This window comes from Streptomyces sp. NPDC001068, assembly GCF_042897315.1.
In the GTDB taxonomy this organism is placed as follows: domain Bacteria; phylum Actinomycetota; class Actinomycetes; order Streptomycetales; family Streptomycetaceae; genus Streptomyces.
In genome coordinates this window covers 1-13,679 of record NZ_JBIAYD010000002.1, presented here as the reverse complement: position 1 = coordinate 13,679, position 13,679 = coordinate 1, and the positions used below count along the sequence as shown (strand labels likewise).

General features: G+C 68.9%; 17 protein-coding genes. 7 read left to right on the top strand and 10 right to left on the bottom strand.

Features of this window, described 5'->3' with window-relative positions; genetic code table 11:
* The first annotated feature begins 249 nt into the window (after window positions 1-249).
* Window positions 250-1,050 carry an SDR family NAD(P)-dependent oxidoreductase gene (locus tag ACFY3I_RS05455; RefSeq protein WP_390859449.1) on the top strand — a complete coding sequence of 267 codons (801 nt, stop codon included), beginning with the start codon at window positions 250-252 and terminating at the stop codon, window positions 1,048-1,050.
* A gap of 141 nt (window positions 1,051-1,191) precedes the next feature.
* Here the strand turns inward: ACFY3I_RS05455 and ACFY3I_RS05450 are convergent, their stop codons facing one another.
* Both ACFY3I_RS05450 and ACFY3I_RS05445 read right to left on the bottom strand, forming a co-directional pair.
* Complete coding sequence (locus tag ACFY3I_RS05450; RefSeq protein WP_390859448.1) at window positions 1,192-1,812, bottom strand: TetR/AcrR family transcriptional regulator; 621 nt, start codon at window positions 1,810-1,812, stop codon at window positions 1,192-1,194.
* 161 nt (window positions 1,813-1,973) lie between these two features.
* A complete protein-coding gene (locus ACFY3I_RS05445; protein WP_390859447.1) occupies window positions 1,974-2,414 on the bottom strand; it encodes a winged helix-turn-helix transcriptional regulator in 441 nt (146 codons plus the stop codon).
* Between the two features lie 597 nt (window positions 2,415-3,011).
* On the opposite strand from ACFY3I_RS05445, the gene ACFY3I_RS05440 reads away from it, so the two are divergent.
* Complete coding sequence (locus tag ACFY3I_RS05440; RefSeq protein WP_390859446.1) at window positions 3,012-4,391, top strand: MFS transporter; 1,380 nt, start codon at window positions 3,012-3,014, stop codon at window positions 4,389-4,391.
* A 103-nt stretch (window positions 4,392-4,494) separates the two neighbouring features.
* Here ACFY3I_RS05440 and ACFY3I_RS05435 read toward each other — a convergent pair whose 3' ends face one another.
* Window positions 4,495-4,911: a VOC family protein gene (locus ACFY3I_RS05435; RefSeq protein ID WP_390859445.1), complete on the bottom strand. Its 417-nt coding sequence runs from the start codon at window positions 4,909-4,911 to the stop codon at window positions 4,495-4,497.
* Window positions 4,912-5,097: 186 nt separating this feature from the next.
* On the opposite strand from ACFY3I_RS05435, the gene ACFY3I_RS05430 reads away from it, so the two are divergent.
* Window positions 5,098-5,556 (top strand): winged helix-turn-helix transcriptional regulator, encoded by a 459-nt coding sequence (locus tag ACFY3I_RS05430; RefSeq protein ID WP_390859444.1) that lies wholly within the window; start codon window positions 5,098-5,100, stop codon window positions 5,554-5,556.
* 142 nt (window positions 5,557-5,698) lie between these two features.
* Here ACFY3I_RS05430 and ACFY3I_RS05425 read toward each other — a convergent pair whose 3' ends face one another.
* From ACFY3I_RS05425 to ACFY3I_RS05415, 3 genes are all read right to left on the bottom strand, one after another.
* Window positions 5,699-6,604: an NmrA family NAD(P)-binding protein gene (locus ACFY3I_RS05425; RefSeq protein ID WP_390859443.1), complete on the bottom strand. Its 906-nt coding sequence runs from the start codon at window positions 6,602-6,604 to the stop codon at window positions 5,699-5,701.
* Between the two features lie 117 nt (window positions 6,605-6,721).
* Window positions 6,722-7,138 (bottom strand): hypothetical protein, encoded by a 417-nt coding sequence (locus ACFY3I_RS05420; RefSeq protein WP_390859442.1) that lies wholly within the window; start codon window positions 7,136-7,138, stop codon window positions 6,722-6,724.
* A gap of 398 nt (window positions 7,139-7,536) precedes the next feature.
* Window positions 7,537-8,076, bottom strand: coding sequence for a hypothetical protein (locus ACFY3I_RS05415; protein WP_390859441.1), 540 nt, complete (start codon window positions 8,074-8,076; stop codon window positions 7,537-7,539).
* 420 nt (window positions 8,077-8,496) lie between these two features.
* On the opposite strand from ACFY3I_RS05415, the gene ACFY3I_RS05410 reads away from it, so the two are divergent.
* On the top strand, window positions 8,497-8,856 hold the full coding sequence (locus ACFY3I_RS05410; protein ID WP_390859440.1) for a hypothetical protein: 360 nt from the start codon (window positions 8,497-8,499) through the stop codon (window positions 8,854-8,856).
* Between the two features lie 389 nt (window positions 8,857-9,245).
* Here the strand turns inward: ACFY3I_RS05410 and ACFY3I_RS05405 are convergent, their stop codons facing one another.
* A complete protein-coding gene (locus ACFY3I_RS05405) occupies window positions 9,246-10,457 on the bottom strand; it encodes an MFS transporter (protein WP_390859439.1) in 1,212 nt (403 codons plus the stop codon).
* Between the two features lie 90 nt (window positions 10,458-10,547).
* Here ACFY3I_RS05405 and ACFY3I_RS05400 point away from each other — a divergent pair, with 90 nt between their 5' ends.
* On the top strand, window positions 10,548-11,312 hold the full coding sequence (locus ACFY3I_RS05400) for a DeoR/GlpR family DNA-binding transcription regulator (RefSeq protein ID WP_390859438.1): 765 nt from the start codon (window positions 10,548-10,550) through the stop codon (window positions 11,310-11,312).
* 127 nt (window positions 11,313-11,439) lie between these two features.
* On the opposite strand, the gene ACFY3I_RS05395 is transcribed toward ACFY3I_RS05400, so the two are convergent.
* Complete coding sequence (locus tag ACFY3I_RS05395; protein ID WP_390859437.1) at window positions 11,440-12,213, bottom strand: MerR family transcriptional regulator; 774 nt, start codon at window positions 12,211-12,213, stop codon at window positions 11,440-11,442.
* A 245-nt stretch (window positions 12,214-12,458) separates the two neighbouring features.
* On the bottom strand, window positions 12,459-12,629 hold the full coding sequence (locus ACFY3I_RS05390) for a hydrophobic protein (RefSeq protein ID WP_390859436.1): 171 nt from the start codon (window positions 12,627-12,629) through the stop codon (window positions 12,459-12,461).
* 139 nt (window positions 12,630-12,768) lie between these two features.
* Between ACFY3I_RS05390 and ACFY3I_RS05385 the strand changes: the two genes are divergently transcribed.
* Together ACFY3I_RS05385 and ACFY3I_RS05380 are read left to right on the top strand one after the other, a co-directional pair.
* A complete protein-coding gene (locus tag ACFY3I_RS05385; protein WP_390859435.1) occupies window positions 12,769-12,942 on the top strand; it encodes a CsbD family protein in 174 nt (57 codons plus the stop codon).
* 121 nt (window positions 12,943-13,063) lie between these two features.
* Entirely contained in the window at window positions 13,064-13,531 is a 468-nt protein-coding gene (locus tag ACFY3I_RS05380; protein ID WP_390859434.1) for an ATP-binding protein, read from the top strand.
* Between the two features lie 50 nt (window positions 13,532-13,581).
* Here ACFY3I_RS05380 and ACFY3I_RS05375 read toward each other — a convergent pair.
* The coding region (locus ACFY3I_RS05375) for a sigma factor-like helix-turn-helix DNA-binding protein (RefSeq protein WP_365296841.1) at window positions 13,582-13,679 on the bottom strand (98 nt) is incomplete at its 5' end.

Here is a 13,679-nt window from a genome sequence, read left to right as displayed (position 1 = left end):
ATCGGACGGGTCGAGGGGCAGCCGGACGCCGGGCATCTGACGGCCGGTCTTCCGGGCGCACCGCGTGTACTGCGGTCGTGAGGTGAACTTCCCTGCCCACACTGCCGTGCGTTCGTCGCCGTGCGGTTGATCCCCGGCGGCCTCGGTCCGCTGCCCGCCGTCAGCCATAAGTATGCAGATGTAGACTTGCTATCGGGAACGTCTCCCGACGTTGCCGTCATTCGATATGTCCAAGAAAGAGAACACGGCATGGACCTGAAGCTGAGTGGAAGACGAGCGCTGATCACCGGTTCGAGCTCCGGGCTCGGTGAGGCCATCGCGAAGATGCTGGCGGCCGAAGGCGCGACGGTGGTCGTTCACGGGCGGGACAAGGACCGTGCGGAACGGGTGGCCGGGGAGATCCGCGCGGACGGCGGTTCGGCGACCACGGTGCTGGGAGATCTCGCGAGCGACGAGGCCGCGACCGAAGTCGCTCGCGCGGCGGCCGAACGGGGCCCGGTCGACATCCTGATCAACAACGCGGGCTTTTACCGTCATCTGGGCTGGTCGGAGGCGACTCCCGAGGAGTGGCTGTCGACGTACGACGTCAATGTCGTGTCGGGTGTGCGGATGATCCGGCACCTGGTGCCGCGCATGCGTGAGCGGGGCTGGGGGCGTGTGGTGACGATCGGCGGCGGCCTCGCCTCCCAGCCGATGAACACGCACCCGCAGTACAACGCGACCCTGGCCGCCCGGCACAACCTCGCGGTCTCGCTGGCCCGTGAGCTCAAGGGCACCGGGGTGACCTCGAACGTGGTGTCACCCGGCGCGATCCTCGTGGACTCGGTGAAGGACCTCCTCACCGGAATCGCGCCCGCTCGCGGATGGGGCGAGACATGGGAGGAGATCGAGCGCAGTTCCGTCGAGGCGCTCATCCCGAACGATCAGGGTCGGTTCGGTGAGCCGCGCGAGATCGCGGCGGCCGTCGCCTACCTGTGCAGCGACTATGCCCAGTACGTCAGCGGAGCCACCCTGCGGCTGGACGGCGGACTGATCCGCTCCGCGTTCTGACGCGGGCGAGGGCGCCGGGCCACTCCACGGTCGGTCGCCCACTGGTCCAGGTGAGCGCCTCGACCCGTCGGCACCCTCTCGATCCCGCCTGTCGCGATTCGCGATAGTGAACGCACTCCCGAGGTGATCGCCGTCGACTCCCTACCGCGGGGGGCGGTCGGCGGCCGGATCCGCGGGCGGTGCGATCTCACGCGGGCCGACGACGGGCTCGAGCATGTCGCAGACCAGATCCGCGAGGTCCGCGTTGCCGGCCGACGCCAGAGCGGTGGTGCCGACCATGGTCCGAAGCAGCCAGGTGCCCGCAACCAGGGCGAGGCCGAGCTGCGCGCGTACGTCCGCGTCGGGACCGTCGAGCAGCCCGGCGAAGCGGGCGCCCACGTGGGACTCGATGCCCGCGCGGAGGATGTCCGCGGCTTCGGGTTCCGCGGCTGAACGCAGGAGAAGAAGGAACGGGTCGAGCCGCTCGGCGTCGGGTGCGGTGCGCTCCGCGAGGTTGTGGGCGATGGCGTGGGACAGCCCTGCCGGATCGTCCCCGACGATCGTCGGGGGACCGAAAGCACGTTCGACGGCTTCGGCGAAGAGGTTCTTCTTCGATCCGAAGTAGCGGTTGATCATCATGGCCGTGACCCCCGCCCGCTCGGAGATCTGCCGAACGCCGGCCGCGGCGTAGCCGTGCTCGGTGAATTCGATGATCGCGGCGGCGAGAATGGCTTCACGCGTCGCGGCGCTGTCGCGCTTCCGAGCGGGCTGTGCGGCACTCATGGCAGCGAGCATACGGTGAGTGATCGCACGGTCCGGCCGAGCGGAGCGAACGAATCCTGTATCGGCGTGAGCCCGAGTCCTGGACGACAGGTCGCTCGACGCGCTGAAGGCCCCCGCCGGCCCTGCGGGTCCAGGACCAACGGCCGAGTCGGCGCGCGGATTCAGAGGCCGGGTGATGGCCTGCGGACGATGTGCGGGGGGTGGGTGCCTCCGACGACCTCGATGTCGTCGGGGGTGATCTCCTGACGGCACGCGCCGCACACGGTGAGCGGGTGAAGCTCCGCGCCGCAGCCGTGCCGGAAGACCGCCTTCGGCTCGTCCTCCGTGGCGTGGCGTTCGCCCCACTCCTTGAGGCCGAGTATGACCGGTATCAGATCCGATCCGGCCTCGGTGAGGTGGTACTCGTAGCGCGGCGGATGCTCCGAGTACTGCTTGCGCACGATGACGCCGGCCTCTTCCAGCTTGCGGAGCCGACCGGTCAGCAGCGTTCGCGGCGCCCCTGTGAGGGTCGCGAGATCTGAGAAGCGGTGGAAGCCGTACACGAGCTCGCGCAGCAGGGGCAGTGAGTGGCTGTCACCGATCACTGCGAGCGCGTCGCTCATCGAGCACGGCCGCGGACTTGGTAGCGATTGTGGACTCACCCGGTCAGGGTACACCGGGCTGAGTGCGGAATCTGGACTCAGTCCGGAGCGGTGAAGGTGCCTTCGTTGCGGATGCCCAGGCGTCGGGCGGCCCCAGCGGTGTGCAGGGATCATCCGTTGCCGGGCTGTGCCGCCGGAGGCGCGACATCGGTTTGCTTTTCAAACCGTGATGTGTATGCTGATGTCAGTTTGACATTCAAACTGTACTGGTCCGGGAAGTCACCTCCCCGATCGGACCAGGCTCCGGTGCCGTGCGGGCGCCGTCCGGAAGGGCGTCGAGAAGATCCGGATGCGGGTTGGGGTGTTCGGCTGGCCGGCCCGCTGGTGACGAAATGGGTTTGCTTGCCTGTCGGTTCGATTCGACCATTCGCGATTTCTCTCACCGTGCCACGATCCGAATGGATGGTTTGAGTTTCAAACCGTGCACTGTTACCGTTCCTGAGCGAGTTGCAACTAATAACGAGACATCAGGAGTTGTGTACGGTGAACAACGCGCAGAGCGCCACCGTCGGGGAGAGCCAGGACGCTGTCGGCGACGGTTCCGGGGGTGAGGCCCCCGTGGACAACCGCCGGGCCGGTTGGATATTGGCGCTGGGCAGCCTCGGAGCCTTCGTGGTTTTTCTCGACACCACGATCGTGAACATCGCCTTCCAGACCATCAGTCACAGTTTCAACACCACGGCCGGGCATCTGGCCTGGGTCCTCAACGCGTACAGCCTGGTGTTCGCGGCGATGCTCATCCCGGCAGGCCGGGTAGCCGACCGCTACGGGCGCAAGAACATATTCATCGTGGGTATCGCCGGATTCGCGCTCATGAGTGCGCTGTGCGGGCTGGCGCCGAGTGCGGGAGTCCTGATCACGGCCCGCGCGTTGCAGGCGGTCTTCGCCGCCCTCGTCGTGCCGTCCTCACTGGCGCTCGTCCTGCACGAGTTCCACGACGCGCGACGTCATGTGGCGATCGGCGTCTGGGGCGCGATGGCCGCCGCGGCGGCAGCGGTCGGTCCCACGCTCGGAGCGCTGCTCACCGAGTACGCGTCCTGGCGCTGGATCTTCCTGGTCAACGTGCCGATCGCGGCGGTGATCGTAGGTCTCGGCCGAGGTCTGCTCCACGAGTCCCGTGACCCGCAGGCCTCGGGCCTTCCCGATCCTCTCGGAGCGCTCCTGGTGGCGGCGATTCCCGCGCTTCTCAGTTTCTCCATCATCGAGGGACCTTCTCGCGGATGGTCCGACGCGTGGGTGGTGATCGGATTCGTCGGGGCGGCCGTGGCTCTCCCCGTGTTCCTGTGGCGTACGTCCAGGGCCGCACGGCCGGTGATGGATCTCGCTCTTTTCAAGGAGCGTCAGTTCTCGGAGATCAACGCCGCGACGCTGCTGTTCTCGACGGCCTTCTTCGGCCTTCTGCTGGCCAATCTGATCTTCCTGCAGACGCAATGGCACTACACGGTACTGCGTGCGGCGCTCGCCAGTTCGGCCGGACCGATCGTCGTCACCGTCGTCGCACGCTCCACGACCAAGCTGGCCACCATTGTCGGACATCGACGCGTACTTTTCGCCGGCGCCGTCACCTGGACCATCGGCTGCATCGGATTCGCCCTCTTCGTCGACTCGTCGCCGCACTGGGTGGCCCACTGGCTTCCGTGGACCCTGCTCACCGGGCTGGGTATCGGACTCACACTGCCTGTGCAGTCCGGTGCCGCCGTCGCGAAACTTCCCCCGGCGCAGTTCGCCGTCGGATCCGCGATCAACTCCAGTTTCAGGCAGCTCGGGGCGGTTCTGGGAGTCAGCATCTTCGTCGCCCTCCTGGGAAATTCGAAAATGGGTCCTGGAGCGGATAATTTCCGGCACATCTGGTGGGTCTTCGCGGCTCTCGGCCTCGCCGCGGGCGTAGTCCAGGCGCTGCCTCGTGCGAGATCGGTCTCCGCACCCTCCGGGCGTTGACGGCCACGCCGTCCGAGACGGAAACAACCCTGCCCGAGATCTCGCGTTCGGATCTCGGGCAGGGCCGCGGTCGGCGCCAGGGCGAGCGTGAGACGACGGACCCTCAGGAAGGCGAACCCGCAGTCACGTTCACGAGCCAGGAGGTCCCGAACCTGTCGACACACTGTCCGTGCAGCGCGCCCCAGGCGGACTTGGCGAAGGGCACCGTCACGGTTCCGCCGTCGGAGAGCCGGTGCCAGTAGGCGGTGAGGTGTGTCTCGTCACCGCCGAGGGCCACGGAGAAGGAACCGCCGGCGGAGTGTGCTTCCGGGGACGTGGTGTCCGATCCCATGAGGATGACGCCGTCGGCGCCCTTCAGCATCGAGTGAGCGACCAGATCCTCCTGACCGGCGTCCTGCGCCCGGTGGAGATCGGCGTACGTGGTGATGTCCAGGGTGCCGCCGAAGACCGAGTGGTAGAACTCCATCGCCGCACGCGCGTGGCCACCGAAGTTGAGGTAGGGGGTGACTCGAGCAGTCATGTGCCATCCTTGATTACGGTTTGAGTTTCAAACCGTAGCAGAGTGTGCGGTCCACCCCAAGGCGTCCTGCGCGACGCTTCCCCCGGGCCCTCCGCCGTGTAGAAACCGAGGTCGCGCGGGTTCGTGTCGGATCGAGGTCCGCAATGAGCGGTTTGATATGCAAACCGTAAGTTGTTACGCTGAAACATGTCCGATTTCCCCGTAGTCCCCGGAAGGCCCTGCGCGGCCGCGGCCACCCTGGAGCTGGTCGGCGACCGATGGTCGCTGCTGATCGCCCGCGAGATCATGTTCGGCAACCGGCGCTTCAGCCAGATCGCCCGCAACACCGGAGCGCCGCGCGACCGACTGGCCGCGCGGCTCAAGTCCCTGGTGGCCGAAGGAATTCTCGAAAAGCACGAATACCAGGCCACACGCTTTGAGTACCACCTCACCGAGTCGGGCAGGGAACTCCTGCCCCTGCTCGTCAGCCTGCTGGCCTGGGGCGACCGCTGGGCCGTCGCCGAGCCGCCCATGACACTGGAACACCACGGGCACCGGGTCCGGCCGACCACCGTGTGCGCGGAGTGCGGTAACGCCGTCGGCAGCGGGGATCTCCACTGGGTGCCCAACACGCCGGGATGGTCGATCGCGGGACCGGAGTCCTGAGCCGCCTGGAGGCGTGGGGTGACGTCGTCGACGTCCAGCGGACGCACCGCTCCCGACGCGGGCCACACCGATTCTCAGTGGCCGCGAAGGAGGCGAAGGGGGCGAAGGGGTCGCGGGCCTGATCCCCCCCGTGACGGAGCGGTCAGCCCAGGTAGAAGTCCTTGCGGGCGGCCACGAACTCCTCGATCGGCTGAGGGGCGATGCCGGTCACCCGCTCGACGCCGTCGGCCGTACGGTCGTAGCGGTTCTCCCGGTGCAGGCGGCCCATGGCGGCGATGTGGCGCTCTATGTGCGGCGGCAGTGCCACCTTGGCGAGTACCTCCGCCTCCCACCGGGCCGGCGGGACGTCCACGTAGCGCACCTCGCGGCCGAGGGCCCGGGTGAACTCCGCTGCCAGTTCGTTCATGTCCACGGAGCGTGGCCCGGTGAGCTCGTAGACCTGCCCGATGTGCGGAGCCGGGTCGCCGAGCACGGTGGATACGACCCGTGCGACGTCGTCCATGGCGACCGGTGAGGTGCGTCCGGCGCCGAACGGCAGGGCGATCGTGCCGTTCTCCTGGATGGTCCGTGCGGCCAGCGACGTGAAGAGGGGGTTGTCCAGGAAGGACGTGGGCCGGACGTGGACCACCGGCAGGCCCGACCAGTCGAACACCTGCTCCGCGAGCCAGTGCAGCCGCTGCTGGTGCGACTCCGCGGTACTGGTGGCGGTCATCTGCGACACCGTCATCTGGGACAGGTCGACCAGGGCGTCCAGCTTCCCGTACTCACGCGCGACGGAGGCCACCATCGTGGCCGCCAGCAGGTGGTCCGGTGACACGCGCATGGCGAAGTACATCCGCGTCACGCCCCGCAGCGCGGCCGCCACGGAGTCGGGCCGGGTCAGGTCGCCTACGACGACCTCCGCGCCGAGCCTGCGCAGCTCGGCGGCTCGCTCGTCATCGGTGCGGACCATGAACCGCACGGGCACGTCCTGCTCACGCAGTCGTTCGAACACAGTGCGGCCGACGCCGCCGGCGCCGGGGATGAGAACGAGATCATTGGTGGCCATGAGTTGTTTCCTTGGTGAGTGATCGGATGGGTGTGCCGCGGCGTGATCGCAGGGTCAGCCGCTGTCGCGGTGGGTGTCGACGGCGGACGCCGCTCACGCAACCGCCGGTTCGGTGGATCAGGACTCGTCGTCGGCGAGGAAGTGGTCGGCCACGGGGGTGCCGGCGAATGCCCTGTGCATGAGGCGGGAGAAGAGCAGCATCGCGTTGCGCGGACGGTGCAGCACCGCGAGGTGCTGGGCCTTCCCGGCGGCGTTGCGGGTGACCGTCACGACTACCTTCACGGGCTCGCCGTGGACGGAGGAGTCGTAGATCTCGAGGAAGCCGCCGTCGCCGAAGTCACCGGCGTAACCGAAGTCCTGGTGGCCGTACAGTTCGCGGGCCTTGATCACGATGGAGCGGACCGTCTCGGCGCCGTGTGCCGTGCCGTTCATCGCGGCGCCTTCCAGGGTGGCGTCGTCGGCGAGGTTGTCCAGCCACCACGGGTAGTAGCTGAGGCCCTGGCGGGCGGCCTCGTCGTCGGGTGTCTTCCGCATGTGGGGTCTCCTTCGGCGGTCCCGGCCGGTGGCGGGACGTGGGGGGTGGGTCGCCGGAGCGGAGGGGCGCCGATCGACACATGCGAGCATATGCTCCTATTTGCATGCCGGGCAAGTGTCGGGAACGTACGCGACCGGCAGGGCCGCGCACTGGAACGTGCGGAAGGTCCCGTCGCCCCGGCGTCCGCCCCCGTCCCCGAGACGGCCGGTCGACCTCGAAACGACCTGTGCAGACGACTCATCGGCCCGGGGCACGGCCTGGCGCGGGCTCGTCCGCTGAAACTTCAACTCCGTTGCCAGGCGCGAGAGGTTGTCGCGGCGAAGCACGGCGCTACGTGGGTTGCCCGCGTGACGGCAGTTCGCGTCCGGAGCGGGTGGGGAGGTTGCTGACTGCGAGGCTACGAGGTAGGGCGATACGGGTTGCCGCCGGGCGCCGGTTGGTCATGCCACCACGGCTCCGGCGGAGGCACGGGAACCCAGTCGGGGCCGCGGTGATCCATCCACCACCTGCCGATGCTGTGGAACTTCTCCTCGAAGTCGCGGTCCCGGTTGAGGAACCCGGTGATCGGCGCCCGCAGGCGGGTGCAGCGGCCGCCCGCTTCGTAGATCACTACGGTCTGGCTTCCGAGGAGTGACTCGATATGGATGGCTTGGACGTTCGACCATGGGACGGTCCTGCGGCGGAGGTTGTACACGATGGCCGCCGACGGCGTGAGAGAGACGCCCAGGCGCCGCGAAGTGAACAGCAGCACCGACAGCAGGACAGTCCACATGAGCAGCGTGTCGATCAACGGGAGAGTCGTTTCCCCGTCCAGCCAGAACAGGATCTGGACAACTGTGATGACGAGGGCGGGTGCCACGGACGGCAGACTTTGCAGGGGCGTCAGCCGATACCGGATGCTCTCCGCCGATGTCGTCGCGGCCTGCCGTCGCTCCACAGAACCCCGCCCCTCAAGCAACCCGCACGGCGTTGATCCAACACCGCCAAGGCAGCATGGCTGACCGGGGACATGGTGTCCACCTACAGACGCCAAAGACTACGTTGGCGCCGTCCGCAGCTCGATCCCCACCGGCCGTGAGGCGGGGGCGCGTTCGTTTCGAGCGCCGCCTCCGCCGAGCGCCGGCCGAGCGTCGCAACGGGCGGCCGAACCGGCGGCCACACCGGATTCGTCCAACGCCGACGAGCCGCCGGTCGGGCAACCGGCGGCGCTCCGCGCGCTGTTGGCACTCCGCGCATCCGTCTCGCACGATCAGGGCGTTTGACCCCCAACCACCTGGCACTCACAGTCTGTGCACTGCAGGGTTACCTCCTGTGACGGGACGTCAGTACAGGCGCCCGCACGATCAGGAGGAGAGACATGCGAGCAATGACGGCCCTCACCGCCGGTGCACTGGCGCTCACACTCGCCGCCGGAGCCGGATGGGCCGCCCAGGCAGCCCCCGAGCACGCTCCCGCCACCAAGCCCGCTCAGACCCGTGTCGTCGACGGCTATCAGATCGTCACGCTCCCCAACGCCACCGTGCCGAACTTCCAGCGACGGGTGGCGTACTGCCCGTCCGGCAAGCACGTCATCGGCGGCGGGGCCGAAGCCCAGGGCAACGACGCCATCCTCGTCGGCAGCTTCCCCACCTCCGATGGAACCGGCTGGATCGGCCTCGGCAGGCAGAACGCCTATAGCAGCGTCGGCATCAGCGTCTACGCCATCTGCGCCAACTGACGTCTCCGGCCCCACCAGCGCCCTGCCCCGGACCCCCGGCGGCGGGGCGCGCCCCCCTATCGCGTGGAGTACTCGGGACCGCCGCGCAGGGCGTGTTCGAGATTCTGCGTCAGTTCGGTACTGGGCGGGTGGTCTCCGGCGTTCTCGAACCCTGGACGGCGGTGTGGCCTCGTACGCCTGGCACGTCTCGTCAGGACCGTCCCTCTGGAGGGGCACCTCATGTGTCCGCCGCGTACGTATCCGCGGGCTGTTGATGTGTTGTGTTGCCGGTTTGCCGAGGGTGGGCGAGAGCCTTCGGGAGGGGGCTGAAGGGGAGGGCCGGGGTTGTTGGTTGCGTGCGGAGGGGGTTGAGCCGGTGCGGCGTGGGTCAGGGCGCGCCGCACCGGCGGTCAGGAGGCTGCTTCGGCGGGCAGCGGATGGGCGTCGGTGGTGGTCGCGGTGCCGGCAGGGGTGTGCAGGACTCCGGCCGCTGCCGCGGCGACGGCGCAGAAGAGGGCCGGAAGCAGGAAGGTGTGGTTGAGGTCCATCAGATGGGTCATCCAGCCGATGACGGCGGGACCGGCGAGCATGCCGATGTAGCCCAGGCCGGCGACGCGTGACACATTGGCTCCGGCCGCGGCCGGGTCGGTGTGTCCGGCGGCGCTGAACAGTTGGGGGACGCACCCGGACAGGCCGAGGCCGAACAGTGCCCAGCCGGCGAGGGCCGCCGGGATCCACGGGGCGAGAGCCACGAGCGTGATACCTCCGGCGGCCAGGGCTGAGCCGTAGCGCAGCACGTTCACCGGCCCGAAGCGGGCGCAGATGGCGTCCGCGAGAAGCCGGCCGATGGTCATGGCGGCGGCGAAGGTGCCGTAGGCGAAGGCGGCCGTGCTCTCCGGTGCGCCCAGGACGGTTTTGAGGTGCAGGGCGCTCCAGTCGTTGGCGGCGCCCTCGCACAGCATGATCAGGAACGCCAGGACGGCCAGGAGCCAGATCCTTCTCGGGACGGCCCGGCTGCCGGGCGCGGGCGCGCCGGCTCCCTGGTGGCCTGCGGGGGAGGGGGTGATGGCGGGCAGCAGGCCGCGTGCGGCCGCAAGGGCGACGGCGATACTGAGGACCCCGACGGCGGTGAGCGCGGCGGGCACGCCCAACCCGAGGCCGAAGGCGGCCGCGCCGGCGAGTGCGGCCAGGACGCCACCGACGGAGAACGTGGCGTGGAAGGCCGACATCACCGGGCGGCCGTAGGCGCGTTCGACCTGTACGGCGTGGGCGTTCATGCTGGCGTCCAGGGTGCCGTTGCCGAAGCCGAAGGCCAGCAGGGCGGCTCCGAGGGTCCAGGGCCGGTCGGCGAGACCGGGCAGTACGAGGGTCGCGCTGCAGAGCACCGCGGCGCCCGGGACGACGACACGGGAGCCGATCCGGTCGCACAGCCTGCCGCCCAGCTGCATGCCGGCGAAGGCTCCCACCCCCAGCAGGACGAGGAAGCCTCCCAGGGCCGCGTGGCTGATGCCCACGCGTTCCTCGACGGCGGGGATCATCACCACCCACATGCCCAGCAGCGTGCCGTTGAGGATGAAGTACACGAATGTCACGGCGCGTGCGACGCGCAGTCCTCTGTCCATGCCGAACACCATAACGAACATGGTAGATGTTTGAAACAGCTTCCTTCTCACACTGTAAGTGTTCGAAGCTGATGGTGTTGAATCACGGCTATGAGCAGCACTGCGGAACGGCATCGCCTTATCGCCCAGCAGGTCCAGGACGCGGGGACGGCCACCGTCACAGACCTGGCGCGCCTGACGGGCGCCTCCGAGATGACCGTCCGCCGCGATCTCGACCACCTCGCGGCGCAGGGGGTTCTGGAACGGATGCGCGGCGGTGCCCGCACACTGCTGCTGCGGGGTGAGGAGCCGCCGTTCGCCCTGCGCGTCCACGAGGCACTCGAGGCCAAGCGCCGTATCGCCGCCTCGGTGGCCTCGTCCGTCACCGACGGAGAGACCGTGCTGCTCGACAGCGGCACCACCTGCCTGGAAGTCGCACGGCTGCTGAGGGGACGGAAGATCACGGTCATGCCGCTGTCGCTGCAGGCACTCGCCGTCCTGGCCGAGAGCCCCGAACCGACCGAACTTCTGGTCCCGGGCGGCCGGCCGCGCGTTCCGGAGGGAGCGCTCGTGGGACCGCTGACCCTGGCCTCGCTGGGAGCGCTGCGCTTCGACACCGCCGTCCTGGGCTGCTGCGGCCTGACCGCCGACGACGGACTGACGGCCTACGACCTCGACGAGGCGATGGTGAAGAAGGCGGCCGTCGCGTCCGCCCGCCGGGTGATCGCGGCCACCGACGGCAGCAAGATCGGCCGCACCGCCCGCGCGTACGTCGGCCCGCCGACGATTCTGCGGGCGGTGGTCACCGACGCCACCGCCGACCCCAGCCGTGTGGCCGCACTTCGGGAAGCCGGCATCGACGTCACCATCGCCTGAACCGAGCAGGCGTCCAGGCGTCGACGCGTGCAGGCGTCCCGGCGTGCACGCGCGCATGCGGTAGTCCAGGCGCCGCGTGGATGCCTCGGGACGCGCGCCTGACCGTGGACGCGGCTGGGCCGAGATGTCAGCGCACTTGCCGCACGCGCTCCAGGTAGGCGACCAGCGCGGTCATCTGCTCGGCGGTCCAGGGCAGTCCCCGACTGAACTCGGCGCTGTTGTCCTGCCACATCTTCCGGGCCGCGGCCTTGGTCTGCTCACCGGCGGCACCTTCGGCATGGAACGCGGATCCGAGTTCGTCCCAGCGCCGGACCAGTTCCTGTACCCGCGGATCGGTCACGGGGGAGTCGTCCTGGACGTGGCTCAGGAGCTGCTCGACCAGTCCGGCCCAGCGGGTCCTGGCCTCCTCGACGGACTCCGGGCCGAGTCGGTCTCTGCGGTGGGCCAGTTGGTCCCGCTGTTCCGGTGTGAATGAGGTCTCGAACACTGAGAGCATCTCCAAGGTCGCCATGAACTGGTCCGGATCGGGCATCGAGGCGTCGTCGAGTTGCCGCAGCAGTCCGTCCAGCCGGAGCTGGAGCCGGTGGATTCGCGTAGCCTGCTGCTCCAGCGCACGCAGCTGCCTCGCCAGCAGCTCGCGCAGGGTCGGCAGATCGTCCGCCGGGCCGGCCAGCGCGTCCGCGATCCCCTCCAGCGACAGCCCGAGTGTGCGCAGTGCCCGCACCCGGTACAGCCGCCGCAGGTCAGCCTCGGTATAGCGGCGGTGCCCCGACACGGTGCGCTCACTGGCACTCAGTAGGCCGATCTCGTCGTAGTGGTAGAGCGCGCGAACCGTCACTCCGCTCGCCCGCGCGACCTCGCCGATGCTCCACCGGCGTCCGGTGCCGTCTTTCCCGATCACGACGGCCACGCTAGAACCTCCCGCCACGGGAGATTCAAGCCCGGCGCCCCCGCTACCCGCAGATGCCCCACTCGTCCAGCAGCTCCCGAGGCTGCGTCAGGCTCCGGCGGGCGTGTTGCTCGCGGCGTGCGCGTCGCGAGCGTGCCGTTCTTCTTCGGCGATATCCGGGTGGACCGGGTCAACGCCAGAAGGGGCCGACCGTCATGACGGTCGGCCCCTGGGCGGCCCTTTCGCGGAAGTTCAGGTCACCAGCGGTACCAGCGACCTCGGCCGCCGCCCGCGGCGGGGGAGCGCATCACGAATCCGAGGACCCACAGGACCAGCACGGCGACGGCCACCCACCACAACACGTTGACCGCGAAACCAGCGCCGAAAAGTATCACTGCAAGGAGTAGTACAAAAAGCAAAGGAACCATGACTGTCGACCTCCTGACCTGCCGTATGCCCCTGCGTTTCTCCTTCATGCGGAGCGGGCTTGTTGTTTGCGATGGGAGAGCCGGGGCACTAGCGGGTTACCGCGACAGCGGCACCGAAGGATATGAGGAGGCATTTTCCATGACTGCCAGCGAGAAGGCCAAGGCGAAGACCGAGCAGGCCGCGGGGAAGGCCAAGAAGGCTCTGGGAGACACCATCGGGAACGAACGCATGGCCGCCGAGGGGCAGATGGAGAAGAGCAAGGGCGACGCCCGGCAGGCAAAGGAAAAGGCCAAGGACGCCTTCAAGCGGTGACGTCCGTCTTTCTCATGCAAAAGGCCTCCCTGCGACGAACCGGGGAGGCCTTTTGCAACTGCGGATTAGTAGGCGAGTCGACGGGAAAGCCGAAGGCAAGGACAACAAACGGGATGAGCTTATGGTTACCCCGCTGAAGAATCGGACGTCGGACGAACAGGAACCCGCCCTGCCCCTGCGGTTCGACGCCGCCTGGAAGTCGACGGACGTGTCGGTCGCGGACGCGCGGGCCGCCGTGCGCGCGCTGCTGGCGCGGGCCGGTCACCATCCCGGCCACCGGCCGAGCCAGGACGCCCAGCTCGTCGTCAGCGAGCTGGTCACCAACGCGTTGCGGCACGCGCCGGGCCCGGGCGGTCTGGCCCTGGAGGTGTCACCCGAGACCGGCGTGCTGCGCATCGCCGTGCGCGACAGCTCGCCGCGCCCTCCCGTACTGCCCGGGCACGACGCCCGCCGGGTCGGCGGACACGGCCTGCACCTGGTGATCCGGCTGTGCGGCAGGCTGCAGACCTTCGTGCACGGCACCGGCAAACAAGTGGTCGCCCACTGCCGTCTGCATCCGCCCGGCGCACCCGAGCACGGGAGCCTCTAGTACGCGACCGGGTGGCCCGAGCCCGTGCGGCCCGGGGCCCGGTAGCCGCCTCAGGTGAGCATGCCTTCGCGGAGGCGGGTGAGGGTGCGGGACAGGAGCCGGGAGACGTGCATCTGGGAGATGCCGAGGCGTTCGCCTATCTGGGCCT